Here is a 24,856-nt window from a genome sequence, read left to right on the forward strand (position 1 = left end):
AAGAGGCTGGAAGCAGGATATCCTGATTCAGCAAGTTGGGTGGCACCGCGAGCAGAGCGCTCCTCGTCCCAAGGGATGAGGGCGCTTTTTGTATTTTTACAGCCAAAGGAGACGGTGACCATGTTGGAAATGAAGTGGATTCGCGCACATGCAGAAGAGGTTCAGGCGGCAGCAGACGGGAAAAAAATCAAGATCAACATTCGTACATTGTTAGAGCGGGATGAAGAACGCAGAACACTTTTGCAGGAATCAGAAGAAGGACGCAGGTTGCGCAATACGTTATCTGCGGACATTGGTAGGCTAATGCAGGCTGGTAAACGGGAACAGGCTGAGGGTTTGCGGACGCAAGTGAAGCAGCTCAATGCACAGTTGGAACAGGTGGAAGCCAAGCTTGCCCCTGTGCAGGAGGAAGTAACCAAGCTGCAATGGCTGGTGCCCAATATCGTATCTCCGGATACCCCCAATGGCTCGTCGGAAGCAGATAATGTAGAGCTGCGACGTGTGGGAGAGTTACCAGCGTTCGAGTACGCTACCAAGGATCACGTAGAACTTGGGGAGTTGCATGATCTGATCGATATTCCTCGTGGAGTTAAGATTGGCGGTACGCGAAGCTATGTATTAAAAGGCGCTGGCCTGTTATTGCATCGGGCAGTACAGCAACTTGCGCTGGATCTGCTGCTGAAGCACGGGTTTACACCGATGGAGGTACCGCTGATGGTCAGGGAGGACGCACTGGTGAACACCGGATTCTTCCCAACCGGTCGAGATCAGGTCTACGAACTCGAAGGGGAGAACAAGTGGCTGGTGGGAACTTCTGAAGTGCCGCTGGTCTCGTATTATGCGGATGAGATTGTCGATGTTCAAGAGCCGGTGAAGCTGGCCGCGGTATCGACGTGTTTCCGCAGTGAGGTTGGCTCTGGCGGACGTGATGTACGCGGATTATATCGTGTGCACCAGTTTGCCAAAGTCGAGCAGGTCATTCTTTGTGCCCCTGATGCAGAAGAATCGGAGCGCATGTTGCAAGAGATTACGGGACACGCGGAGGAATTGCTGCAATTACTTGAACTGCCTTATCGTGTTGTGGCCGTGTGTACCGGAGATATGTCGCAGAAAACGTACAAACAGTACGACATAGAGACCTGGATGCCAAGCCGCGCTGCATATGGAGAAACCCATTCGTCGTCGAATTTGCATGATTTCCAGGCTCGCCGTTCGAATATTCGTTGCGTGGATGCCGAAGGCAAGTTGGCTTATTGTCACACGCTGAATAATACGGCGGTGGCGTCGCCGCGTATCTTGATTCCGTTGCTTGAGAATCATCAGCAGGAGGATGGAAGCATTCGCATTCCGGTAGCCCTACGGCCATATATGGGCGGCGCGGAGAGCTTGATTTTGCCAGAGCAGGATGAAGTGAAGTAGAGAGGTTATGTGACGCTTTAGGTAGTAGAAAAAGGGGATGTTACACGTCAAGTTGCATGTGACGATGGACATCCCCTTTTAAACGGTAACACTTTTTAACGAACCGATCTCCTAATATTTTGTGCTAAATTTAACTGATCTGGTTAGTGCTTGGACCTAAGATATAGCTTACTTCCTTGATCACAAATTTCTTCGTTTATGTAAATAAATAAAATTATTTCTTAAATGTTAACGCAGCTTCCATTCACGCTCGTTAATGATTTCAATTTGTCCAGATTCAAGGGCTTTTTTGAAACGATTGCGGGCTGTTTTCATCAATAGAATCATTTCGTCTTCAGAACGGATCTTGGTGGATGCCGCAGTGACAATAGCTTTCATACGTTTACGGTTATCTTTAGGAGAAACCATATCAAGCAAATTCTTTTCGATCATACATATCCCACCCCACCTTTTAGGTTTATTAAAACAGTATTACGCGACCTTCCCATATTATACAATGAAAATCATGAATTGTTCCAAGACTCCCACTTACGTTATTCAACTTTGTGCAATGCGTATCCGATATAATATAATAGAAGTAAAATATTGGATTATGGGAGATGGGGATAGAAATGAGTAGAATCAAACTGGCTCTTCGAGGCACGCTTGCTCTAATTATGGCGTTAGCCGTAATGGTTCCTTCGTTAGCCTTGGCGGCAACGGGTGATGTGACATCGATTGAAATTACCAATAGCAGCCCGCAGAAGTTGAGTGTATCCGAGACAGCTAAGCTTCAGGTGATGGCAACCGTAGAAGGTTTTGATAACAAACAGGATGTTACCGAAGGTGTCACATGGTCCACCAGCAATGCAGCAGTTGCGACGATGGTGAAAGGTAAAGTCAAGGCCGTGGCCGCGGGCGAAGCAACCATTTTTGCACAGGTAGACGGGGCAAAAGCCCAGTTGGTTGTCCAGGTGCAGGAGAAGATCAAAAGCATCAAAGCTTCACCGAAATCCTATAGTTTTGTTAAAGGTAGCGAAAGTACTCTTCCCAAAGTAAGCATTGTCCGTGCGAACGGCAAGGAAGAGGATGTGACGTCTAAGATTGTGTGGTCCGTATCCACTTCTTCGGCTGTGCTGGAAAACGGTAAAATCAAAGGCGTTACACCCGGCAGAGTATTGCTGCAAGGCAAATACGGAACAACGGTTGTGAAAGTCCCCGTTGCCGTGACGGACGAGATTACTAAAGTCGAGGTTACCCCTGCTACAATGCAGCTGAACATCAAGAAGTCCAAAGCGTTGAAGGTTATCGGCACCTACGCAAACGGCAAAACTATCAACCTTTCGAAACAAGTGATATGGACTTCTTCCAATACAAATGTAGCTATCGTAAAAAATGGAGCAGTCAAGACGCTGACAGAAGGACAAGCAACCTTGACAGGAACTTATCAAAATCAGACAATAAAGGCAGAGGTTACCGTTGTACCTTTGCTCAAAAAGCTGATTACAGGCCAGAAAAAACTGGTTTTGTCCCCACAGGGAAGTACAACGCTGAGTGTGATGGCCCAGTATGATACGGGCAAAACCACTGTTGTGACCAACAGTGCGGTGTGGAGCAGCACAAAGCCGGGCGTAGCCACAGTAACGAATGGCAAGATCGTGGCTGTAGGCAAAGGTAAAACGTCCATCACGGCCAAGTGGGGCAACAAAAAAGTGACCATACCTGTTACGGTAAAATAAATCTTCATATAATGAAGCATCTTGCATGAATCGATAGTTAATTTCAGTACATGACATCGTTGAAATCATCAATGTAACAGACAACTAGGGGCGTAGACATACGCTCCTTTTTGGATATATAGAAATATGTATCTGGAATGCCTTCTGTTTTAACAACAATATAACGGGATGGGATGGGATGAATATGAAAGCTTCGATTATAAGCTCAGACTCTAACTCTAGTGATCTGGCTTACCTGAAATATCTTCTTTTATCCCTAATTTCCACACTTACATTTCAACGGAGTACTTCGATGGAGCGAATGAAGCAACGCACCTATGAAAAATACAGAGAAGGTTATCATTTAAAATGTCATGGTGAAGAGGAGATACCTGAATGAAAGATCCAATGCAACCGGAAAACTGGCCTGCCTGGGCCACAGAGTCGGTAGAGATTGCACCGGCCAACCCCAATTGGGGCGCGCAGGCTCAGGAAGAAATCCTGCAACTTAAACACCTTTTACAGCAGTTTAATATTCATCCATTCGAACATATCGGAAGCACGTCCATTCCCGGGTTACCCGCCAAGCCCATTATTGATCTGATGGCAGAGGTACAATCATGGGATGACATGGATCTGATTGCGGATCAGCTGAATCCGGTGGGCTGGAATTACGTTCCGCCTGAACTTGATGGCCGGGAATACAGACGATTCTGGGTCAGGGTTAAGGATGGGAAGAGAGCTGTACACCTTCATCTGATGCGCCCGGGAGAGGAACGTTGGGATCGCCAAATCAGGTTTCGGGATGTGCTGAGAAAACGCCCAGATCTGGTGGAAGCTTACGCTGTCCTGAAGGCGAAGCTTGCTGACGAGAATAAGGAAGACAGGGAATCGTATACCGCTGCCAAAACGCAGTTTATTTTACAAGTGCTTGATGAAGGCATGTGATTGATTGAAAAGCGTACTTATCAAGTACAGGCTGATCTATTTCTTCGCAGTTATGTTGACCATGGCGGCAGGAATCGCATCCAGACATTTTGGTGATCAATTGCCGGATTGGGTGCATGAACATTTCGGAGATGCATGTTGGGCGGGCATGATTTATTTCGGACTACGCATGGTGTGGCCTCATCGCAGCTTGGTATGGGCGATGTGTTTGAGCTGCGTATTCAGCTGGATGATTGAGCTCTCACAGTTGATTCAGACGTCTTGGCTGATGGAGATACGCTCAACCGTATGGGGTGCTCTTATTTTGGGACATGGTTTTCTGGTGATTGATCTGATTCGATATACGGTGGGAATTCTGTGCATGGTTATGATCGATCGTTATTTCCTGAGAAATAAGATGGCTGGATCATGAACTCAAGTGAATCATGGAGGTGCGCTGAATGAATGTAGAGAAACTTTTTGCCGAATCGCCCGAATTCGAAACACAGCGGTTAAGACTGAGACGCCTTACGATGGATGATCTCGAAGAATATTATGCGTTCGCCTCTGATCCGCGAGTGAGTCAGCAGAGCTTGTGGAACTGCCATGAGACGGTGGAGGATTCGATACAATATATTCAGCGGGTACTGGATAATTATGAACGGAAAAAGGTCCATATCTGGGCATTTTTCCTGAAGGAAACAGGGACGTTGATTGGGAGGGGTGGCATTTTTCATCTTAATGAGCCCATGCAGAGTGCTGAACTGGGATACGCAATAGCCAGCAGTCACTGGGGCAAGGGTCTCGCAGCAGAAGCAATGCAACCCATCGTGGAGTATTGCTTTCGGGAACTGGATTGCAATCGGCTGGAGGGAAAATGTAACGCAGGCAACATAGGCTCTGCACGTGTCATGGAGAAGCTGGGCATGTCGTACGAAGGTTTGTTACGCAAACAGTTGAAGATCAAAGGTGTATTTACGGATCAAAAAGTGTACTCCCGTATCCGGGATGATCTATAATACTTCCAATGACACATAGGGTACATCGCAGAAATTGAAGGAGGCGGAACCATGATCTATAGTATTATTTCCCGTTCGTTGTGGGAGCAAGTGTCAAAGGGGAGTGAGTATGCACCAGATAGCCTGGAGACGGACGGATTCATTCATTGTTCCACCAAGGAACAGATCCCATGGGTAGCCGGGCAATATTATGCAGGCCGCACGGATCTGTTATTACTTAGTATTGATGAAAAGGCGTTAAAGCCAGAGCTGGTGTATGAGGATCTCTACGAATTGAATGAACTATTTCCACATATCTATGGAGAGCTCAATCTGGATGCGGTGCGTAAAGTCATTCCATTTGAACCGAATGCAGACGGTACGTTCTCATTCCCTGAATAAAGTAACATGTGACGGATCTGTCTGAACGTGATCAGGGGTTATCATACTTTTCCGAAGGGCGGTTAACGGATGGATATGAATCAGGTTTTTCTGGAGACAGCCGAGAAACAGTTTTTGTATTACAAGCAGCTCGGAGAAAAAGCCATGGCGCAACTGGAGTCCGAGCAATTGTTTCAATCCTGGAATGAAGACGCGAACAGCATTGCGGTTATCGTAAAACATCTATGGGGCAATATGCTGTCCCGTTGGACGGATGTACTGACAACAGATGGAGAGAAACCGTGGCGTGAACGAGATGCCGAATTCGTGAATGATATTTCTTCCCGGGAAGAGTTGCTCTCCAAATGGGAGGAAGGCTGGAATTGTCTACTCGAAGCCATTCGTTCGTTTACCCCGGAACAATTGTCTCATATCATATACATTCGCAATGAAGGACACACCGTCATGGAGGCTATTATTCGGCAATTGGCACATTATCCGTATCATATAGGACAGATTGTATTTGCCGCGAAAATGCTTAAAGAAACAGCGTGGGACAGTCTCTCGATTCCGAGAAACGGGTCTGCTCAATATAATGGTGGCAAATTTGCCAGATCGAAAGCACGAAAACATTTTACAGAAGATGAACTTCATATCGAAAAAGGTGAGGAACAACAATGACCCAAATCGCATTGATTCGCCATGGAAGCACAGCGTGGAATAAGGAAAAACGTTCGCAGGGCCAGACGGATAATCCGTTGGATCAGGATGGCAGGGAACAGGCGGTATTACTTGCCGCGAGACTGGTCGAAGAATCCTGGGATGCCATCTATGCAAGTGACTTGGAGCGTGCAAGTGAGACAGCTCGCATCATTGGTGATCGCTTGGGCATCCAAGAGATTCATCTGGACCCTAGACTTCGCGAGATGGGCGGAGGACAAGTCGAAGGAACGACAGAAGAGGAACGCATAGCCAAGTGGGGAGTGGACTGGAATACCCTGGATCTGGGACGGGAGCTTGCGGATGCAGGGACTGTTCGAGGTAGTGCGGTGCTTGAGGATATTGTACAACAGCACCCCGATGGAAGAGTAATCGTAGTCAGTCACGGAGCTGTTCTGCGGAATACACTGCGTGGTCTGGTACCTGAGCTTGATATTAGCGTGAAGCTGTCCAACACATCCATTACACGGATTATCAAAAATGATCGTACGTGGCAATGTGAACTGTACAATTGCAGTGTGCATCTGGACTCGTCCAGGGAGTCTCAATAGATGGATGCTCTGACATTAAAGCAAAAATTGCAGCATATCCAGTCAGCTAATCGGTCCATCGACCACGTGGAACAGCCGTATGAATTGGCGCTGGATATGATGAAGCATATTGGTAGTCCTGACCCTGTTTTGCGGGATGAATTGATCTATGTTACGTTTGCGACCTGGATTGGGCAGGGTGTATTTTCGGAAGACCAGCTCCGGCATGTGTTGCAGTTGGCGCTGGACGATCAACACCTTTTCTACGGGATCGGAGAGCAGGGAACGGATAGTGTGTTTACGCGGACGTTCTCCGTGTTGTTACTACCCCCCATTCTGAATGTGGATCGTCAGCGGCCTTTTCTGGACAAGGAGGATATCGCAGGGATTCATCATCGGTTGACTACATATCTGGAACGTGAAAAAGATGTTCGCGGCTATGCCGATGATAAGGGCTGGGCACATGCCCCTGCACACGCGGCGGATGCGGTTGAAGATCTGGGACAGTCGCCATATCTAGAACGAACGGATCTGTTGGAACTTCTGCGTGCACTCGCTGTGAAAATAACCGAATCAAGTATGGTTTACATCCATGATGAGGATCAGCGAATTGCGCATGCCGTCATGACCATTCTTCGTCGCAATCTGCTGGAGCAAAAGGATATTGCGGTGTGGATCGATTCACTTTACCAAAGAGATCAGACAGAGAACAGATCGCATCTGGAAACCAGTCACAGAAGCCTGAATGTGCGTCTGTTTCTTCAGACACTGTATCTTGCGATACGTTCAGAAGAAGCCGAACCTTTTCCGGCGGTTCGTTCATTGGTATTGCAGGCGTTGGAGAGAGAAAAATAAAGGTACGCCAAACGTGTGGACAAAAGGGGGAGACGCAACATGACCGAATTGCCGTATGCATGGACGGAGGATATCCTATCTCCACTGGGTGAGACTGCGGTTATCATCCATTGCGGGGATCGCTTGTCTGAAACGGTGCAGCGCAGAGTGATGTCCATCTGTGCATTGCTGGAGAAGCGATCGCTGCCAGCCATGATCGAATGGGTGCCTTCTTACACGTCCGTTACGCTGTTCTATGATCCGTTCATCTCCCCGTACTCCGAGTTAAGCCGTATTCTGCTTCAGCAGTTAAATGAAATGAAGGAATCCGTACAAGACAAGTCCAGAACGGTCACGATTCCCGTATGTTACGGTGGAGAATGGGGGCCTGATCTGTACTATGTTGCGAGTGAACATGGACTCACCCCAGAGGACGTTATTGCGATTCATACATCTGGGGATTATCTCGTACATATGATTGGATTCGCCCCGGGTTTTCCTTATCTCGGCGGGTTGTCTGAACGGATTGCTACGCCCAGACGGGCAACGCCAAGGCTCCGGGTTGAGGCCGGTACAGTAGGTATTGGTGGCAAACAGACGGGAATCTATCCGGTGGATACACCCGGAGGATGGCAATGTATTGGACGAACCCCACTCCGATTGTTTCGTCCGGATGAGCACGTGCCGAGTTTGCTGGCAGCAGGTGATCGGGTTCGATTCGAGCAGATTACGATGCAGGACTATCTGGCGCTGAAGCGGAAGGAGGGCGAAGGATGAGCATTGAAGTGATCCGCGCTGGTCTGTTATCTACTGTTCAGGATGAAGGCAGAACCGGTTATCGCCGGTATGGTATTCATCCTGGCGGGGTCATGGATACCTTTGCAGCCAGAGCAGCTAATATGCTTGCTGGTAATTCCCGTCATGCAGCGGTACTTGAGATGACGATGACGGGGTCGGAGCTTCGATTTCAGGAGAGCCAGCTTGTCTCATTGTGTGGGGCCGACTTGACGGCGACGGTGGACCATCTGCCTGTACCTTTATGGCGTCCTGTGCTGGTGCGGGCTGGAAGTGTACTGAAGTTTGGCCAATGTCGTCATGGCTTGCGCGGTTATCTGGCGATTTCGGGTGGAATAGCTGTACCTGAAGTCATGGGTAGTCAAAGCACAGATCTCAAGACAGGTCTTGGCGGTGTGGAGGGGCGAGCCTTGCGTGTGGGGGATCTGTTGTCTACGGGGAAACCTTCTGTTGAAGCGCAAGTATGGATGCAGCGTATGGAGCAGCAGGCAGAGGAGCATGAGACTAAACAACGAATAATGGCACCAGTGTGGTTCTTGTCTGAGCGGGAAAGACCTGACTATGATGGCAGATCTGTTATTCGCGTGATGCAGAGCAAGGATAGTTTGCTGTTTAGCCAAGAAAGTCTGGAGCAATTCTATACCGAAAAATACGTGATCTCTCCGCAATCCGATCGGATGGGCTATCGCTTACAAGGCTCCAGACTGGAGCTGGATCAGCCGCTCGATCGGCTGTCTGAAGCCGTTACCTATGGCACGGTGCAGGTGCCACCGGATGGTCAGCCCATCGTCTTGATGGCAGACCATCAGACGATTGGAGGTTATCCTGTCATTGCACAGGTAGCTCAGGTGGATATGCCAATCCTGGCTCAGTCCAGGCCAGGAACCCAAATCTCTTTTGAACAGATTACTCATGATCAAGCCCGACAGTTGTACATGGAACAGGAATGCAACATGCAGCTCATGGATAAGCTGATACGCAGAAGAATGGCAGAAATGGAGGGCACTCAATGAATACCTCGAAAACCTTGGATATCAATTGTGATCTGGGCGAAAGTTATGGTATATATCGCACGCTGTCGGAAGAAGCCATTCTGCCCTTAATTACGTCAGCCAATATAGCCTGCGGGTTTAATGCAGGGGACCCGGCTACGATGCGGCTGACGGTGGAGGGCGCATTGGAGCATCAGGTTGCGATTGGAGCCCACCCCGGGTTGCCGGATTTGCAAGGGTTCGGCAGAAGACGGATGGACATTACGCCACGGGAAGCATATGACATGGTGGTATATCAGATCGGTGCACTGGATGCCTTTGTCCGTGTAAGTGGGGGGCGAATGCATCACGTCAAACCACACGGTGCCTTATACAATATGGCTGCAGAAGATACGAAGCTTGCAGAAGCCATCGTGGAGGCGATCTATCAGGTGCAGCCTGATCTGTATTTGTATGGTCTGGCGGGCAGTGAGCTGATTCACGCTGCTGATCGCATCGGTATGCGCAGTGTGAGCGAGGTGTTTGCGGATCGAACCTATGGGGCGGATGGTAAGCTAACCCCTCGCAGCCAAGCGGGAGCTGTCATTGAAGAGTCGGGACAAGCGATTGCTCAAGTGCTCCAGATGGTGAAAGACGGCGTGGTTGTATCTACGGATGGTACGCTGGTTCCCATTAAGGCAGAGACTGTCTGTATCCACGGTGACGGAGCGAACGCTCTCGCATTTGCTCAAGAAATTCGTCGCTTGCTGGAATCGGAAGGCATTAAGTTATCCGCGCATACCACGGGATGATACGTCTGTTCAGCAGAACAACAGTGTTATCAGGTTGAACAGATTGAACTTTGAAATTTTGGAATGACAAGGAGTGAAAGAACAGAATGAAACCCATACGGAACTCGGCGAAGGCCGTTATTGTGCAGGATGGACGATTGCTGGTCATCCGGCTGGAAGACCAATATGGCACCGCTTATGTGTTCCCAGGTGGAGGACAGGAGAAGGGTGAAGAACTCAAGGATGCGGTCGCGCGCGAATGTTTGGAGGAGATTGGTGAGGCTGTGAACGTGGGAGAGCTGTTACATATCCGGGAATATATCGGAAAAAATCATGAATTCGCCGAGTGGGATGCAGATATCCACCAGGTTGAATTTTATTTTACGTGCAGCCTGATCGATCCGGAGGCAACTATTTTTGAAGGCTCCAATCCAGACGACCACCAAGTCGCCGTTGAATGGATTCCGCTTGAAGATCTGTCCCAGCTTCGTTTATATCCAAAAACAATTGGCGAGTTGCTGCTTAAATCAGGCTCTTCCTCAATCTATCTGGGAGATCTGAATTAAATCAGAAATTTCGTACTAATCCCTTTATGTAAACATTTTTATAAAGAACTTTTCCAATTTTGTCACGTTTGCGTATCGGTTCATGGATTCACCACAGGTGAGGTGGGTACACTATAAGTACAGGCTTATTACACCTAACGTAAGTTGACTGTACTTATACACAGCAACGGAGCGGATTAAATCTAAAGAAGCGAAACCTGTAAAAGTTAAGTACAGGTTTCTGTTTGAACTTTAGCTTACCCACTCCTCAATTTGGAAGAACGGTAGACGTAGTGGAGGGGACGGAATCGATTCTGAGGAAGCGAAGCGTCTGCTGGTATCCTGGATTTTCACTTGTATATCCATTGAATTAAACATTTACACGATAACGGAGAGGACAGAAAAAACCTGAAAAAGCGAAGCGTTCGCCTTTATCCCCGGATTTTCCCCTTCGGAAAAGGGAATAAAAAAATCTGGGGATAACAGCGATTGGAAGGTTATTCTGTCATCGTAGTGTCAGTGTAAATCGTCTTTAATCCAACGTATACGATGAAGAGATCAGGATCATTGCGAGATAACAGCGATCCAAAGAACGATCCGTACCCGGAACGGCCGCCTACACAGTCCTCCAACATTCCCCCAAACCGAAAGGAGCACTTCCCATGAACCAGACTGAATTGGAACAAAACATTGTAAAAGCATTGGAAAACAACCCATTTTGCAGCTTCTCGACTGTGGAGAATGGTAAACCGAAATCCCGCTATATGGCGCTTTTCAACGATGGACTCAACATTCATCTGGCAACGAACCGCCGTACACACAAAGTAGAGGAACTGGAGAATAATCCGAATGTTAGCCTGCTACTTGGTTACGAGGCTGGTGGTTCCAAGGAAGTGGTTGAGATCGAAGGAACCTGTGAAGTGACGAAGAACGAAGGCTTGCGTGAGCAAGTGTGGAACGACGAACTGAAGGCATGGTTCGATGGACCTAATGATCCGAACTATGTCATTCTGGATATCACCCCGGATCGTATTGAATACACAGGGAAAGATCATGAACATCATGTGTGGGAACAATAATCCGAATATGAAAATAACCTCTGCGAAGTAGCGTCCTTATGCGAAAATACGCGCAGAGTTCAATCCAACCGTGAAAGCCAATTCAGGCTTCACGGTTTTTAGTATGGATGAATAACGCAAAATTGGATACACATGTAAGATTCGTGTAATATACGTATTTTAAAGATAATAAGCACTAAATACCTACTAAAATGTTGAAAAAATTGTCGAAATCACGCATGATAATGTAAACTCGGCTTGGTATGTGCGGGTAATGTAAAAAATAATGCTTTTCAATGGCTGAACATTGCGTTATGATTTGGAATGTAAACGACAAGCACAGACATAAATAGATGTTCATGTGAGATAAACTTACCTGAAATTCCAATGCATGTCATCTGAGCGTCAGTACGCACAACCCATGAAATCTATCTTTTTTTCTGCGCTCTTCGTTTGCCCATTAATGCATGATTCAATGTACATAACCGGGAGGGGTTATTTTGAAAACGAGTAAAAAAGTATTATCAAGCCTGACTGCCGCTTTGGTTGCATTAAACGTGCTTGCGGTATTTCCGGTACCTGTATCGGCTGCGGATGCTGCCAAAGTGAAGCTGCGGATCATGGAAACCACAGACATTCATACCAATCTGGTTAACTATGATTACTATTCGGACAAAGAGACAGACCAATACGGACTCGCCAAAACAGCAACACTGATTAAGAAAGCCCGTGACGAAGCGAAGAACAGCCTGCTGTTTGATAACGGGGATCTGATTCAGGGAAATCCGCTGGGAGACTACACTGCCAAAATTGATCCATTGAAAAAGGGTGAGACTCACCCTGTATATAAAGCGATGAATCTGCTCGATTATGATGCAGGTAACATCGGTAACCATGAATTCAACTATGGTCTGGACTTTCTGGACATGACGCTGGAGGGAGCAAACTTCCCTTACATTAATGCCAATGTCTATGTAGACGATGGTGATGATGACGAGACGAATGACAAGAACTATTTCACACCTTATGAGATTTTGGATAAAAAAGTAACGGATGAGAATGGCAAGGAACATACGATCAAAGTGGGTGTGATCGGATTTGTGCCGCCACAAATCATGCAGTGGGACAGTGCTAATCTTGAAGGTAAGGTCATCGCCAAGGATATTATCGCTACTGCGAAAAAATTCATTCCTGAGATGAAAGCAAAAGGGGCCGACATTATTGTAGCTATTCCTCACTCCGGATTTGAGGAAATTCCTCAAACGGATCTGATGGAGAACTCCGTATTGTATTTGAGCCAAGTTGAAGGCATTAATGCCATTTTGTTTGGACATGCCCACAAAGTGTTCCCAAGTGCTGATTTTGCTGGCAAAAAAGGGGTAGACCTGGAGAAGGGCACCATTAACGGCGTTCCTGCTGTAGAGCCAGGATTCTGGGGGGATCACCTTGGAATTATTGATCTGGATCTAGAACAAGTGGATGGCAAATGGAAAGTGGTGGATTCCAAAACGGAAGCACGCCCAATCTATGACACTGCGAGCAAAAAGCCACTGGTAGAGGCTGATCAGGACATCATTGATGCGGTTCATGAAGAGCATGAAGGTACATTGGAGTATGTTCGTGGTCCGGTTGGCGAAACGACTGCACCAATTAACAGCTTCTTCGCTCTGGTTCAGGATGATCCATCCATTCAGATCGTAACGAATGCACAGAAATGGTATGTTGAAAAACATATGCAAGGTACCGAATATGAGAAAATCCCTGTATTGTCCGCAGGTGCTCCATTCAAAGCTGGTGGACGTTCAGGCGCTTCGTATTACACGAATATTCCTACAGGCACCATTGCCATCAAAAACGTTGCTGACCTGTACGTGTATCCAAACACGGTACATGCTGTAATGGTTAACGGCGCAGAGCTGAAAGAATGGCTGGAATGGTCTGCAGGCCAATTCAACCAGATCGATCCGGCCAAAGGTGGACAACAACAACTGATCAACGATGACTTCCCGACGTACAACTTCGATGTTATCGATGGTGTAACGTATCAGATTGATGTGACCCAACCAGCCAAATACGACAGCAAAGCTACGATTGTTAATGCATCTGCAAGCCGGATCAAGGATCTGAGCTTTAACGGCAAACCGGTTGACCCAGCGCAAAAATTCATTGTAGCGACGAATAACTACCGTGCTTCTTCATCCAAACTGGCTAACCCGGACGGCAAACGGATCGTTCTGGCTGCACCGGATGAGAACCGTCAAGTGATCATCGACTACATTCGTGAAAATAAAACGATTAATCCGGCAGCGGACGGCAACTGGTCCCTGGCACCGATCAAACCATCTGCTGGTTTAACCGCAGCAGCGCTGAACGATCTTGAAGTTGTATTTGCTTCTTCCCCGGATGCGAAAGATCTGGTTGAAGCGAATCCGGCGATGTCGTTCATCGGCACGAACAAAGAAGGTTTTGCAGAGTATGGCTTGAAACTGACAGGTGAAGCAACGACAACACCTGAAACAGGTACGGAACCAGCTAAACCAACACCAACACCGACGCCTAAGCCACAACCTGAGAAACCGGCAACCAACAACAAGGTTGTATACGTGGTGAAAAAAGGCGATAACCTGTACCGCATCGGTTTGAAATATGGTGTGGACTGGCGCAAGCTTGCGACAGCTAACCAAATCTCAAATGTGCACAACCTGAAAGTTGGACAGAAAATCGTGATTCCCGCTTCTTAAAGTTTAATAAGCGGTGAGGAGGAGACCGACAGTCATCAGACTGTTGGTCTTTTTTTCTGTAAATTTGAATATATTTGTTCCAATAACCGTCATATAGGAAGTCATCAAAACAGTAGAGATTAATTTCAAGACCCATGATATAATATTTACAAACTTTGGGTATATACCAGTGAACATTAATGGACATGGAATCATAAATTGGCAAGGGGGGTCCTACATGAATTGCAGTGGCTGCAGTCCAATCTGTCCTATAGAGGGTCAAGGTACCTTGTACCTGCGTCCCAATTCCCCCGCTTTGGTGGAAGCGCTGCAAATGCCGGGAAGACATATCGAAACGTCGGATGACATGATGTGGATACATTTTTCGAATCTTGAGGCGGTTCAGAGCTTGATAGAAGAGATCGGCGAAATTGATCCCACTTTACGTGATTCCCTAACCGTTCAGATTACACCTTTATACGAACAGGCTAGTAATGAAAGCTGGATCAGTCTAAGTATGCAGCAATCTCGTTTCAAGCATGCAGATCTGGTTACCATTATTTTGGAGCACCAATTCAGCAGTCATATGCAGCCCATCGTTGATGCGTCGGAGCAAATTATTGGGTATGAGTTTTTACTTCGACCCTCTGATAATGGAAAATCCTTCAGTTCCTATGAATTATTTGAAGTTGCGCGAGCGACCGGGTTACACTCTTTTCTGGATCGAACTGCGCGTATTACTGCCATTGAGACCAGTGCCCTTTTTCTGCCGCATGGTGTCAAACGCTTCGTAAATTTCCTGCCTTCCTCCATATATAACCCCGAATATTGTCTGACACATACGCTTGAAGCGATTGAACGTCTTTCGCTTGACCCTAAAGATTTTGTGTTTGAAGTTGTGGAAACAGAGCAGATTCAGCATATGTCCATCTTGCAGCATATCTTTGAGGTGTATCGATCCCGTGGAATGTCCGTTGCACTGGATGATGTAGGTGCTGGATATTCGACAATTGAGTTGATGAATCGGTTAGAACCGGATTTTGTCAAAATAGATCGAAGTCTTATTGACCGTTGTGATCAGGATTCGACAAAACAACAGAAAATTCTTCATATTGTTGAGATGTCGAGTCGATTTGGAGGTCAAGTACTTGCAGAGGGGATTGAGCGAATGGAAGAGTTTGAATTCTGCCGTTCTATAGGTATTGAGCTTGCACAAGGTTACTATTTCGGTAAACCTTCTGCACAACCCCCAGAAGGCCCGTATTCTAACACTCTGCCTAGTTTCATTGAATAAAAACAGCATCCTGTACACCAAACAAGTCACTTCTGATCAGAAGTGACTTGTTTGGTGTACCTGCACTTTTTTCTCTCAAATAAATACTCTCCATTAGCCGATATATAAGATAAGCCTTGTAGATTGATTCATACATACAAAGAAAGAGGCCATTTTTACATTTAGAGGGGGAAAAAGCAATGAGTGAAGCTCAGGATAATAAAATAATGAAAGCAGCAAAACCCGCCAAACCAAAACAAAATAAAAATAAAAAGAAGAATAAAAAGAAAGGTTTCGTATGGAATATAAGGAACAAACTATTGGTCTCTTTCCTGGCAGTTCTGCTTCTGCCAAGTCTGGCCATAGGCTTGATCACACTAACGATGGCTGAAGATGGCGTTCAAGGACAATTAGTAGACAGCGCCCTGCAAAGTGTGAACACTGCCAATACCATTGTAGAAAGCCATGTGAATTACAAGATTCATGACATTAACTATTTTGCGGATGCCATTGATTCAACCCTCATTAAAGGAGAGAACGATAGTCCTGAGGTTCAGGTGAAACTGGAGCAATATCTGGGCTTGCATCCGGATGCCATGAATATTTTTGTGGGAACGACAGAGGGAGTCATGGTTCGAGGTAAACCAACAGCGAGTAGCACGCGAGGAGATGCGTATGATCCTAGGGAGCGGGAATGGTACAAACTTGCGATGGAGAAGCCGGGTACGGCCGTTGTGTCAGCTGTTTCCAAAAACACGGATGGAATTGCGGTTGTTTTTATCTCCAAAACATTAAAAGACCAATCCGGTGTTGTCGGTTTGTCTCTGGATCTGACAGATCTTCAAGAGCAGGCATCCATCAAGGTGGGTAAAGAAGGCTACGTCATTATTATGGATGCGAACAAAAATTATGTCGTATCCCCTGTAGTAGATGCAGGTACACAGGAAACGAGTGGTTTCCTGGATGAAATGTATGAAGGTCCAGAAGGTCAATTCGATTACGTATTCAATGAGCAGCCGAAAATGATGATTTTCTCAACGAATGAAGCAACGGGTTGGAAAATTGCCGGTACGATGTTCAAGAGTGAAATAACAGATGCAAGTAAGGACATTCGAATGGCCACATTTATGGTTATTCTCGCGGCCACGTTCCTTACGCTCATCTTTATTATCTGGTTCACACGTTCCATGCTGCGTCCAATTAAACGACTACAGGAATCAGCCAGAGCTGTAAGTAAAGGTGATCTGACTGTGAAAATGGAAACGGGTCGTAAAGATGAAGTCGGTGATCTGGCGAAGTATTTCGAGCGGATGGTCGATAACCTGCGGATGATGATTCTCGGTGTACAGGAGACGACAGAGCAAGTATCTGCTTCTTCTCAAGAATTGTCTGCCAGTGCAGAACAAACCACCAAAGCGATTGAACATTCAACACTAGCCATCCAGGAACTGGCTGAAGGTGCAGAGCAGCAGGTGAACAGTGTGAGAGACGGATCTGGACAGATGAGCCGAATGGCAGAAGATGTTCGGATGATGTCGGAGCGTGTGCAATCGATCACAGCAAATATGCGGAATACGTCTGGAGCGGCTTCTTCTGGGAATGAGGCAGCAGGACAGGCTGTTGTGCAGATGAACAGCATCCAGGAAACGGTGGAGCAGTTGGGAACGGTAGTCCAGTCTCTGAATACCCGTTCGGTTGAAATTGGCAGTATGGTTGATGTTATCGCATCGATCTCCAAACAAACCAACTTGCTCGCATTGAATGCTTCCATTGAAGCGGCAAGAGCGGGGGATGCGGGTCGTGGATTTGCTGTCGTAGCCGGAGAGGTGCGTAAGCTCGCAGAAGAATCCGGAAGCTCGGCAGGGCAGATCGGTGAGCTGGTGCACAATATCCGTCAGGACATGGATGCTGCTCTTATCGCCATGAATGCGGCTCAGACTCGAGTGGGAGAAGGCATCCAGGCCGTGAATACATCAGGACAATCGTTTGCCCGGATTCGGGAGGCGGTGGAAGATGCTGTTCATACATTGGATGACTTGTCCGAAACAACGAAGCAGCTGGAGAGCGGTGCATCCCACGTTGCCAAGGCGATGAGCGATATTTCCAATGTGACCCAAGAATCGGCTGCGAATACAGAATCCGTGTCTGCATCTTCGCAAGAGCAATTGGCATCGGTAGAAGAGATTGCATCATCCTCGGCACATCTGAATAGCATGGCAGAACAATTACAAGGACTGCTCGGTATGTTCAAGATGGTAGAGGATACACCGAAGGATAAGGGTAACGATAAATCCTGATATTGGGACAGCAGAACGTACTACAGTTTATATAAAAGGAAATAAAGATAGACATTGCTCCTGCGGCCCTGTATAAATATATCGTCTGGTTCTTCCGCGCATCGTGCGGTGTAATCTTTCAATATATAGATTGAATGAACGATAGAATATATCGAAACAGGGTACAGCAGGAGGCTCTATGGTATACGTAGCAATATTGATTTTTGCAGTAACGATCACCTTGGTGATTTGGCAACCTCGTGGGTTGGGTATCGGTTGGACTGCCTCGGGTGGGGCATTGCTTGCCCTGCTGTGTGGAGTCGTCAGCTTAAACGATGCCTCGGATGTGGCATCCATTGTATGGAATGCAACACTGGCTTTTGTCGGCATTATTATGATTTCTCTCATTCTCGATGAGACGGGTTTCTTCGAATGGGCTGCCCTTCATATGGCGAGGCTGGCTGGAGGAGATGGTCGCAGACTTTTCTTCTACTCCATTTTGCTGGGGGCCGCAGTGTCTGCCTTGTTCGCAAATGATGGTGCAGCACTGATTCTGACGCCAATTGTGCTCGCGATGGTGCGTGCATTGAAGTTTGATGAGCGTATGGTGCTGGCTTTTGTGATGGCGAGTGGATTTATCGCAGATACTACATCGTTGCCGCTGGTCGTCAGTAATTTGGTTAACATTGTGTCTGCTGATTTCTTTGGTATTACCTTTGTGGAGTATGCGGTGCGCATGGTTGTGCCCAATCTATTCTCGATCGTAGCGAGTACGGGAATGCTGTTCTTGTTCTATCGCAAAAGCATCCCTCGTCGCTACGATATCTCTGCGGCACGCGACCCGAAGGAAGCGATACGTGATCCGCGGATGTTCCGGATCGCCTGGTTCATGCTGGGGCTGTTACTGGTAGCCTATGCATCCAGTGAGTTTCTGCCGATTCCCGTGTCGGTTATCGTTGGCTCCGTTGCGTTGCTGTTTGCCTTAATGGCACGCAAGAGTGAGGCTGTTGATCTGAAACGGGTAATCAAGGGAGCGCCATGGTCGATTGTGGCGTTCTCGGTGGGCATGTACATCGTCGTATATGGACTACGTAATGCAGGGTTAACGGATCACCTGAGCCGCTGGCTGGATGCCATAGCGGAGCATGGCCTGCTGGCTGCTTCGCTCGGGATGGGCATCATCGCCGCCGTATTGTCATCGGTGATGAACAACCTGCCTACCGTGTTGATTAACCTGCTAGCCATCCAGGGTGCACACACCGAAGGTATCGTTCAAGAGGCGCTAATCTATGCCAATGTCATTGGTTCCGATCTGGGTCCCAAAATGACCCCGATTGGATCACTTGCCACATTGTTGTGGCTCCACGTTTTGTCCCGCAAAGGCGTGAAGATCACATGGGGGTATTATTTCAAAGCAGGCATCATCCTGACGATCCCTACATTATTAATTACCTTGGCCGGATTGGCATTGTGGTTATGGATTCTAGGGTAGTAAAAATAGGTTTTACATTAGGAATATCTAAATCATTCAATGTATTGTAAAAGGCTGCTCTCTCCGCTGGTGCTACGCACTGGCGGAGAGAGCAGTTTATTTGTTCCTCTTTTGTTTCTTCTATAGAAGAAATGAATTCTCTATTTCAATTAAGCAGTTAAGCAAAGAAGGCCAGCCCATTGTAGGCTGGCCTTCTTTGCTTACTTCCCAGGCAGGAGGTTGGAATGCCTGGGAACCTCTTAGCGCTGACACAGCGGAGGGAACGGATGATTGTGGAAAAGCGAAGCGTTCGCCTTTATCCCCGTATGTATTCCTTGAAAAAAGTAAATCATATAAATCCGGGGATAACAGCGATTGAAACAACGTCCGTTCCCGGAGCGTCCAATTCAGTCCCAAATAGTTCAATATACAGCCGATATTTTTAACACTGCGTTTACAAAACACTGATTTTAAGATGACATAATGAAACTACAATGAGTAAAGAGTTGATGGTGAACAAACAAATTCACAAAACGCCATCACTACATTGGGGGAGGAAAACAAAACATGTTTAAAAAGTTGCCGTTTATTTTGATGACCTTAACGTTCGTACTGGTGCTCGCTGCATGCGGATCAAAAAATGACGCGGGTACAGAGGGTGCTGCAAGCAATGGATCAGGAGAATCTGCTGAGCTTAGCGGTAACATTCTGGCTGTTGGATCAACAGCACTGCAACCTCTGGTAGAGCAAGCTGGACAGAAATTTATGGCAGTTGATGAATATAAGAAAGTAACAGTACAAGTACAAGGCGGCGGTAGTGGTACAGGCCTGACACAAGTATCTGACGGACAAGCTACAATTGGTAACTCTGACGTGTTTGCGGAAGAGAAAATCGATGACGCCGCAAAAGTAAGTGAACTGAAGGATCATCAAGTAGCTGTTGTAGCAATTGCTCCAGTTAGCAACAAAGATGCAGGTGTGCAAGATTTGACGAAGCAACAACTGGTCGACATTTTCTCCGGTGAAATTACAAACTGGAAAGACGTTGGCGGTGCAGATCAAGCAATTGTCATCGTTAACCGTCCAAGCAGTTCTGGTACTCGTGCAACATTCGAGAGCTTCGCTCTGGGAATGAAAGTAAAAGATATCCCGGGTTCGATCCAGGAAGATTCCTCAGGTACAGTTAAGAAACTCGTATCCGAGACTCCAGGCGCAATTGGTTATCTGGCTCTGTCCTACCTGGATGATAGCTTGCAGGTTCTGAAATACGAGGGTGTAGAAGCAACTGTTGAGAACGTAGAAGCAGGAAAATATCCGGTATGGGCTTACGAGCACATGTACACCAAAGGTGAACCGGATGCAGCAACAAAAGCATTCCTCGACTACATTCTGAGTGATGAAATTCAACAAAGCGACGTAACTGAGCTTGGTTACATCCCGGTATCTGGCATGAAAGTAAAACGTGATGTAGCAGGCAACGTAACGGAATAATCTTTGAACTTGCGCATACAGCGAGAGAGGCGGACCTTGGTCCTGCCTCTTTGCGCGGTTTGCTCTGGGATTATCTTATATTTTGCATGAATTCTACTATAGAAGGATGGTTGTTATGGAACAGACCGAAGGGGGAACGGTAATGAACAACAAGCTGAAATCACGCCGGCCCTTGAGAGAAAAGCATTACTGGGAAGAGTGGACGGGAAGAATCTATACGTCGATTTGTGTCGTTTTCCTGATCGTCGTCATGTTTTCCATCGTGTACTTTGTAGCGTCTAAGGGGCTGTCTACTTTTTTCCAGGATGGCGTAAGTTTACGCGAGTTTTTATCGGGCAAAACATGGAATCCAACGGGGGAACCTGCTGTCTATGGAGCATTACCGTTCATCACAGGTTCTTTCATAACGACATTGCTTGCAGCCCTCATTGCGAGCCCGCTTAGCCTGTGTGCAGCACTCTTTATGACGGAGATTGTGCCAGGTAAAGGTAAAAAGATTTTACAGCCTGCGATAGAGCTCTTGTCTGGTATCCCTTCCGTTGTGTACGGTTTTATCGGTCTGAGTGTAATTGTACCCTTGTTGCGAAGTATCTTTGGTGGAGCGGGCGTTGGGATTGCAGCCGGATGTCTGGTCTTGTCCGTCATGATTCTTCCTACGGTGACAAGTATTATGGCAGATGCATTGTCCGCGTTGCCAAAAGGATTGCGTGAATCCTCCTACGCACTGGGTGCCACTCGCTGGCAAACCATCTACCGGGTTATTATCCCGACAGTTCTGCCTGCCTTGTTGACAGGTATTGTACTCGGTATGGCTCGTGCCTTTGGTGAGGCCCTTGCTGTGCAGATGGTTATTGGTAATGCACCGCATGTTCCAACATCCTTGCTTGAATCGGCTTCAACATTAACAAGTGTAATTACACTCAGCATGGGTAATACCACGATGGGTTCTGTTCATAACAATGCACTGTGGAGTATGGCGCTTGTCCTGTTGGTGATGACCTTTGTCTTCGTCATTCTGGTTCGCCTGCTTGAAAGGAGGAACCGGGTATGAAAATGAAGGCAAAGACGGTAGATAAAATTGCAACATCCGTTATCGTTGTACTGGCCTTGTTCATTGTTATTCTATTGCTCGGTCTGCTTGGCTTCATCATGTTTAGAGGCATTGGACATATTAACTGGCACTTCCTGACAAGCGCTCCACAGTTACTCAAAGGCGGCGGTGGGATTGGTCCACAGCTCTTCAACTCCATATTCTTGCTTGTCCTGACCCTGATTGTTACCATTCCACTCGGATGGGGCGGCGGAATTTACATGGCGGAATACGCCAAACCAGGCAAGATTACCAGCTTCATTCGTCTGGTCGTTGAAGTATTGTCATCATTCCCTTCCATCGTTATCGGTTTGTTTGGTCTCTTATTGCTTGTAAATACATTTGGTCTTGGTTTCTCCCTGATCTCGGGTGCCTTGGCTCTGGCGATCTTTAACTTGCCACTGATGGTGCGGACTACGGAGCAGGCCTTCCGGGCTGTTCCGAAGGAACAGAAAGAAGCAGGTCTGGCACTTGGACTGTCCAAGTGGAAGATTATCACTTCCATTCTGCTGCCTGTGGCATTGCCCAGCTTGATTACGGGTACGATCCTGGCATCGGGCCGGATCTTTGGTGAGGCAGCAGCGTTGATGTTCACCGCAGGTATGAGTAGTCCACCATTGGACTTTACAGATTGGAATCCGACGAGCCCTAGATCACCGCTTAACCCTTTCCGTCCGGCAGAGACACTTGCTGTCCATATCTGGAAGGTCAACAGTGAAGGCATTGGGCCAGATTCCAAAGAAGTGGCAGCAGGCGCATCCGCGGTGCTTGTCATTCTCGTGCTGGCGTTCAATCTAAGTGCACGCTGGATCGGTCGGGTTATATTCCGCCGCATGACAGCTTCGAAATAAGGAGGAACCAACATGGCCATACCTTTTGGTACGGAACAGTTAAGCATATATTATGGGCATTTCCAGGCAGTTAAGCAGATCAGCCTGACGTTTCCCGAAGCAAGCGTAACGGCGCTGATTGGACCGTCTGGTTGTGGTAAATCCACGTTCCTCCGGTCCCTCAACCGAATGAACGATGAGATCGCTGGTTCCCGCACAGAGGGACATATCTGGATGGACGGTAACGATCTGAATGAGCCTGGAACCGATGTAATCAAGCTTCGCCAGAAGATTGGCATGGTGTGGCAGAAGCCGAATCCTTTTCATAAGTCCATCTACAACAATATCGCGTTTGGCCCCCGCTACCGTGGTACGAAGAGTAAGAAGGCACTGGATGAAATTGTGGAAAAAAGCTTGCGCCGTGCTGCGCTCTGGGACGAAGTGAAAGACAGATTGCATGAGTCAGCTCTGTCTCTCTCTGGCGGACAACAGCAGCGCCTATGTATCGCTCGCGCTTTGTCTGTTGAACCACAGATTCTGCTGCTCGACGAGCCGGCATCTGCACTTGACCCGGTATCTTCGGGTAAGGTTGAGGAATTGATCACCGAGCTTAAGAAGGATCTGCGGATTGTTATTGTTACCCATAACATGCAGCAGGCGGCACGCATCTCGGATTATACAGCTTATTTTTATCTTGGAAATATGATTGAACATGGGGATACAGAGCATATTTTCACGAACCCGGACAATCGTCTGACGCAAGAATACATTATGGGTCGTTTCGGTTAATTGGATCATGGAGTGTCACATAGAGCAACAGACAGAGAGATTAAGAAATTAATAGAGACAAAAGAAAGCACAATGCCTGGACGGTTGTTCGGGGGTTGTGCTTTTTAATTTCATTTTGGAAGAATTTGCTGTATGTCAAGCAATCATGCTACGATATTTATTAATAAGAGAACGTTTACATTACTTTGAAGGAGATGTTGATCATCACTACGGACCAGATGTCTTACGACCATATGGCAGCTCAGATTATACAAAACTACACTATTGAGAAACCTGTCGTTTCATATATTCGGCATAATGAGAATCTGACGTATCATGTTGTTGATGAAGCAAGCGGGCAGAAGTATCTGCTACGGATACACCAAGCCGCATATGCAAGTATGACAGGTATTCAGCATACACTTCCTGCGCTGGAGGCAGAGATGAATCTGCTTCATGAGTTGAACGCAACGACAGCATTGCGCGTGCAGCATCCGGTACGGAATGTATCAGGCGAATGGGTAACGGTATGGACAAGTGAAGCGGGAGAAGAGATTTGTTGTACGGTATTGGAGTGGATTGAGGGCAGGGACATCCAGCAGGGAGAACGCCTGACAACAGAGCAGATCTATGATCTTGGGGCACAACTGCAGATGCTTCATCAATATGGGCGTGAGCAGGATCAGACAGATCGAACAAAGGTACGGCCGGCATATGGTAATAGCCATGAGAACTTGGTCATGCTAGGGCAGTTAGAGGAAGGCGTCCGACTGGGAATTTTTACAACGGAAGACTTCGATCTGCTTCGTGAGACGTTTGAGAACATTAATGAACAGCTAGCAACGTACCCGCAGAACGCAGGGACATGGGGGATCATTCATGGGGATATTACTCGCAACAATCTGCTGATAAGGGAGCAGGGAATTTCCATGATTGATTTTTGTCTACACGGTTATGGTTATTATCTTTTCGATGCCGGAGGGGCAGCACTTATGTTCAATCGGGAGGAACGTGACATATTCTTATCCGGTTATACCCAACAGATCGCGCCACTCACGGATCATGATATTCGATTAATGGAAGGGTTCATGTTGATCTTTACACTGGGTTATTATGCCTTTCAGATGGCAAATGAATCGAGACACGAATGGATGAAAGATCGCATGCCGAAGCTGTGCAGCAAGTATTGCAGACCTTATGTGCAGAACGAGAGCATCTTCTATGAGTTATGAGGTATTTTCTTTTCTAGGAGCTATAACTTAGGATTAAGA

24 protein-coding genes are annotated in these 24,856 nt (G+C 47.1%); 23 read left to right on the plus strand and 1 reads right to left on the minus strand.

Annotated features, from left to right (window positions below; genetic code table 11):
* Nucleotides 1-120 precede the first annotated feature (120 nt).
* On the plus strand, nt 121-1,419 hold the full coding sequence (gene serS / locus AC1S8V_RS02390) for a serine--tRNA ligase (RefSeq protein WP_482072274.1): 1,299 nt from the start codon (nt 121-123) through the stop codon (nt 1,417-1,419).
* Nucleotides 1,420-1,647: 228 nt separating this feature from the next.
* Here the strand turns inward: serS and AC1S8V_RS02395 are convergent, their stop codons facing one another.
* Nucleotides 1,648-1,851: a hypothetical protein gene (locus AC1S8V_RS02395; RefSeq protein ID WP_482072275.1), complete on the minus strand. Its 204-nt coding sequence runs from the start codon at nt 1,849-1,851 to the stop codon at nt 1,648-1,650.
* 179 nt (nt 1,852-2,030) lie between these two features.
* Between AC1S8V_RS02395 and AC1S8V_RS02400 the strand changes: the two genes are divergently transcribed.
* From AC1S8V_RS02400 to AC1S8V_RS02505, 22 genes are all read left to right on the plus strand, one after another.
* Entirely contained in the window at nt 2,031-3,137 is a 1,107-nt protein-coding gene (locus AC1S8V_RS02400; protein ID WP_482072276.1) for an Ig-like domain-containing protein, read from the plus strand.
* 375 nt (nt 3,138-3,512) lie between these two features.
* A complete protein-coding gene (locus tag AC1S8V_RS02405) occupies nt 3,513-4,064 on the plus strand; it encodes a GrpB family protein (RefSeq protein WP_482072277.1) in 552 nt (183 codons plus the stop codon).
* A gap of 4 nt (nt 4,065-4,068) precedes the next feature.
* On the plus strand, nt 4,069-4,476 hold the full coding sequence (locus tag AC1S8V_RS02410) for a ribosomal maturation YjgA family protein (protein WP_482072278.1): 408 nt from the start codon (nt 4,069-4,071) through the stop codon (nt 4,474-4,476).
* A 28-nt stretch (nt 4,477-4,504) separates the two neighbouring features.
* Entirely contained in the window at nt 4,505-5,062 is a 558-nt protein-coding gene (locus AC1S8V_RS02415; RefSeq protein WP_482072279.1) for a GNAT family N-acetyltransferase, read from the plus strand.
* A gap of 51 nt (nt 5,063-5,113) precedes the next feature.
* Nucleotides 5,114-5,443, plus strand: coding sequence for a DUF952 domain-containing protein (locus tag AC1S8V_RS02420; protein WP_091038169.1), 330 nt, complete (start codon nt 5,114-5,116; stop codon nt 5,441-5,443).
* Nucleotides 5,444-5,512: 69 nt separating this feature from the next.
* Nucleotides 5,513-6,103, plus strand: a complete 591-nt coding sequence (locus AC1S8V_RS02425; protein ID WP_482072280.1) for a DUF1572 family protein — start codon at nt 5,513-5,515, stop codon at nt 6,101-6,103.
* Nucleotides 6,100-6,693, plus strand: a complete 594-nt coding sequence (locus AC1S8V_RS02430) for a histidine phosphatase family protein (RefSeq protein WP_482072281.1) — start codon at nt 6,100-6,102, stop codon at nt 6,691-6,693. Before AC1S8V_RS02425 ends, AC1S8V_RS02430 begins: the two co-directional genes overlap by 4 nt.
* Nucleotides 6,694-7,527 (plus strand): DUF2785 domain-containing protein, encoded by an 834-nt coding sequence (locus tag AC1S8V_RS02435; protein ID WP_482072282.1) that lies wholly within the window; start codon nt 6,694-6,696, stop codon nt 7,525-7,527. It begins immediately after the preceding gene.
* Nucleotides 7,528-7,566: 39 nt separating this feature from the next.
* Entirely contained in the window at nt 7,567-8,283 is a 717-nt protein-coding gene (gene pxpB / locus AC1S8V_RS02440) for a 5-oxoprolinase subunit PxpB (RefSeq protein WP_482072283.1), read from the plus strand.
* On the plus strand, nt 8,280-9,314 hold the full coding sequence (locus tag AC1S8V_RS02445) for a 5-oxoprolinase subunit C family protein (RefSeq protein WP_482072284.1): 1,035 nt from the start codon (nt 8,280-8,282) through the stop codon (nt 9,312-9,314). Before pxpB ends, AC1S8V_RS02445 begins: the two co-directional genes overlap by 4 nt.
* Nucleotides 9,311-10,084 (plus strand): LamB/YcsF family protein, encoded by a 774-nt coding sequence (locus AC1S8V_RS02450; RefSeq protein WP_482072285.1) that lies wholly within the window; start codon nt 9,311-9,313, stop codon nt 10,082-10,084. Before AC1S8V_RS02445 ends, AC1S8V_RS02450 begins: the two co-directional genes overlap by 4 nt.
* An 86-nt stretch (nt 10,085-10,170) precedes the next feature.
* Entirely contained in the window at nt 10,171-10,629 is a 459-nt protein-coding gene (locus AC1S8V_RS02455; RefSeq protein WP_482072286.1) for an NUDIX domain-containing protein, read from the plus strand.
* Between the two features lie 641 nt (nt 10,630-11,270).
* Entirely contained in the window at nt 11,271-11,687 is a 417-nt protein-coding gene (locus AC1S8V_RS02460; protein ID WP_482072287.1) for a pyridoxamine 5'-phosphate oxidase family protein, read from the plus strand.
* A 479-nt stretch (nt 11,688-12,166) separates the two neighbouring features.
* Nucleotides 12,167-14,407, plus strand: a complete 2,241-nt coding sequence (locus tag AC1S8V_RS02465) for a bifunctional 2',3'-cyclic-nucleotide 2'-phosphodiesterase/3'-nucleotidase (RefSeq protein ID WP_482072288.1) — start codon at nt 12,167-12,169, stop codon at nt 14,405-14,407.
* Between the two features lie 217 nt (nt 14,408-14,624).
* Nucleotides 14,625-15,680, plus strand: coding sequence for an EAL domain-containing protein (locus AC1S8V_RS02470; RefSeq protein ID WP_482072289.1), 1,056 nt, complete (start codon nt 14,625-14,627; stop codon nt 15,678-15,680).
* A 179-nt stretch (nt 15,681-15,859) separates the two neighbouring features.
* Nucleotides 15,860-17,956, plus strand: coding sequence for a methyl-accepting chemotaxis protein (locus AC1S8V_RS02475; RefSeq protein WP_482072290.1), 2,097 nt, complete (start codon nt 15,860-15,862; stop codon nt 17,954-17,956).
* A gap of 178 nt (nt 17,957-18,134) precedes the next feature.
* The gene (locus tag AC1S8V_RS02480; RefSeq protein WP_482072291.1) at nt 18,135-19,427 is read left to right on the plus strand and encodes an arsenic transporter; all 1,293 of its coding nucleotides are present in this window, start codon (nt 18,135-18,137) and stop codon (nt 19,425-19,427) included.
* Nucleotides 19,428-19,973: 546 nt separating this feature from the next.
* A complete protein-coding gene (locus AC1S8V_RS02485) occupies nt 19,974-20,897 on the plus strand; it encodes a phosphate ABC transporter substrate-binding protein PstS family protein (RefSeq protein ID WP_482072292.1) in 924 nt (307 codons plus the stop codon).
* A gap of 115 nt (nt 20,898-21,012) precedes the next feature.
* A complete protein-coding gene (pstC, locus tag AC1S8V_RS02490; RefSeq protein ID WP_482072293.1) occupies nt 21,013-21,948 on the plus strand; it encodes a phosphate ABC transporter permease subunit PstC in 936 nt (311 codons plus the stop codon).
* Nucleotides 21,949-21,950: 2 nt separating this feature from the next.
* Nucleotides 21,951-22,838, plus strand: coding sequence for a phosphate ABC transporter permease PstA (gene pstA / locus AC1S8V_RS02495; RefSeq protein WP_482074368.1), 888 nt, complete (start codon nt 21,951-21,953; stop codon nt 22,836-22,838).
* A gap of 12 nt (nt 22,839-22,850) precedes the next feature.
* Entirely contained in the window at nt 22,851-23,606 is a 756-nt protein-coding gene (gene pstB / locus AC1S8V_RS02500; protein ID WP_482072294.1) for a phosphate ABC transporter ATP-binding protein PstB, read from the plus strand.
* A gap of 218 nt (nt 23,607-23,824) precedes the next feature.
* Nucleotides 23,825-24,817: a phosphotransferase enzyme family protein gene (locus AC1S8V_RS02505; RefSeq protein ID WP_482072295.1), complete on the plus strand. Its 993-nt coding sequence runs from the start codon at nt 23,825-23,827 to the stop codon at nt 24,815-24,817.
* The last annotated feature ends 39 nt before the right edge of the window (nt 24,818-24,856 follow it).

The sequence above is a fragment of the Paenibacillus sp. B46(2026) genome, from assembly GCF_056786355.1.

Bases quoted from the DNA above. Each gene is read 5' to 3' on its own strand.
- serS (WP_482072274.1), top strand. From the start codon at position 121: ATGTTGGAAATGAAGTGGATTCGCGCACATGCAGAAGAGGTTCAGGCG.
- AC1S8V_RS02395 (WP_482072275.1), bottom strand. From the start codon at position 1,851: ATGATCGAAAAGAATTTGCTTGATATGGTTTCTCCTAAAGATAACCGT.
- AC1S8V_RS02400 (WP_482072276.1), top strand. From the start codon at position 2,031: ATGAGTAGAATCAAACTGGCTCTTCGAGGCACGCTTGCTCTAATTATG.
- AC1S8V_RS02405 (WP_482072277.1), top strand. From the start codon at position 3,513: ATGAAAGATCCAATGCAACCGGAAAACTGGCCTGCCTGGGCCACAGAG.
- AC1S8V_RS02415 (WP_482072279.1), top strand. From the start codon at position 4,505: ATGAATGTAGAGAAACTTTTTGCCGAATCGCCCGAATTCGAAACACAG.
- AC1S8V_RS02420 (WP_091038169.1), top strand. From the start codon at position 5,114: ATGATCTATAGTATTATTTCCCGTTCGTTGTGGGAGCAAGTGTCAAAG.
- AC1S8V_RS02425 (WP_482072280.1), top strand. From the start codon at position 5,513: ATGGATATGAATCAGGTTTTTCTGGAGACAGCCGAGAAACAGTTTTTG.
- AC1S8V_RS02430 (WP_482072281.1), top strand. From the start codon at position 6,100: ATGACCCAAATCGCATTGATTCGCCATGGAAGCACAGCGTGGAATAAG.
- AC1S8V_RS02435 (WP_482072282.1), top strand. From the start codon at position 6,694: ATGGATGCTCTGACATTAAAGCAAAAATTGCAGCATATCCAGTCAGCT.
- pxpB (WP_482072283.1), top strand. From the start codon at position 7,567: ATGACCGAATTGCCGTATGCATGGACGGAGGATATCCTATCTCCACTG.
- AC1S8V_RS02445 (WP_482072284.1), top strand. From the start codon at position 8,280: ATGAGCATTGAAGTGATCCGCGCTGGTCTGTTATCTACTGTTCAGGAT.
- AC1S8V_RS02450 (WP_482072285.1), top strand. From the start codon at position 9,311: ATGAATACCTCGAAAACCTTGGATATCAATTGTGATCTGGGCGAAAGT.
- AC1S8V_RS02455 (WP_482072286.1), top strand. From the start codon at position 10,171: ATGAAACCCATACGGAACTCGGCGAAGGCCGTTATTGTGCAGGATGGA.
- AC1S8V_RS02460 (WP_482072287.1), top strand. From the start codon at position 11,271: ATGAACCAGACTGAATTGGAACAAAACATTGTAAAAGCATTGGAAAAC.
- AC1S8V_RS02470 (WP_482072289.1), top strand. From the start codon at position 14,625: ATGAATTGCAGTGGCTGCAGTCCAATCTGTCCTATAGAGGGTCAAGGT.
- AC1S8V_RS02475 (WP_482072290.1), top strand. From the start codon at position 15,860: ATGAGTGAAGCTCAGGATAATAAAATAATGAAAGCAGCAAAACCCGCC.
- AC1S8V_RS02480 (WP_482072291.1), top strand. From the start codon at position 18,135: ATGGTATACGTAGCAATATTGATTTTTGCAGTAACGATCACCTTGGTG.
- AC1S8V_RS02485 (WP_482072292.1), top strand. From the start codon at position 19,974: ATGTTTAAAAAGTTGCCGTTTATTTTGATGACCTTAACGTTCGTACTG.
- pstC (WP_482072293.1), top strand. From the start codon at position 21,013: ATGGAACAGACCGAAGGGGGAACGGTAATGAACAACAAGCTGAAATCA.
- pstA (WP_482074368.1), top strand. From the start codon at position 21,951: ATGAAGGCAAAGACGGTAGATAAAATTGCAACATCCGTTATCGTTGTA.
- pstB (WP_482072294.1), top strand. From the start codon at position 22,851: ATGGCCATACCTTTTGGTACGGAACAGTTAAGCATATATTATGGGCAT.
- AC1S8V_RS02505 (WP_482072295.1), top strand. From the start codon at position 23,825: ATGTCTTACGACCATATGGCAGCTCAGATTATACAAAACTACACTATT.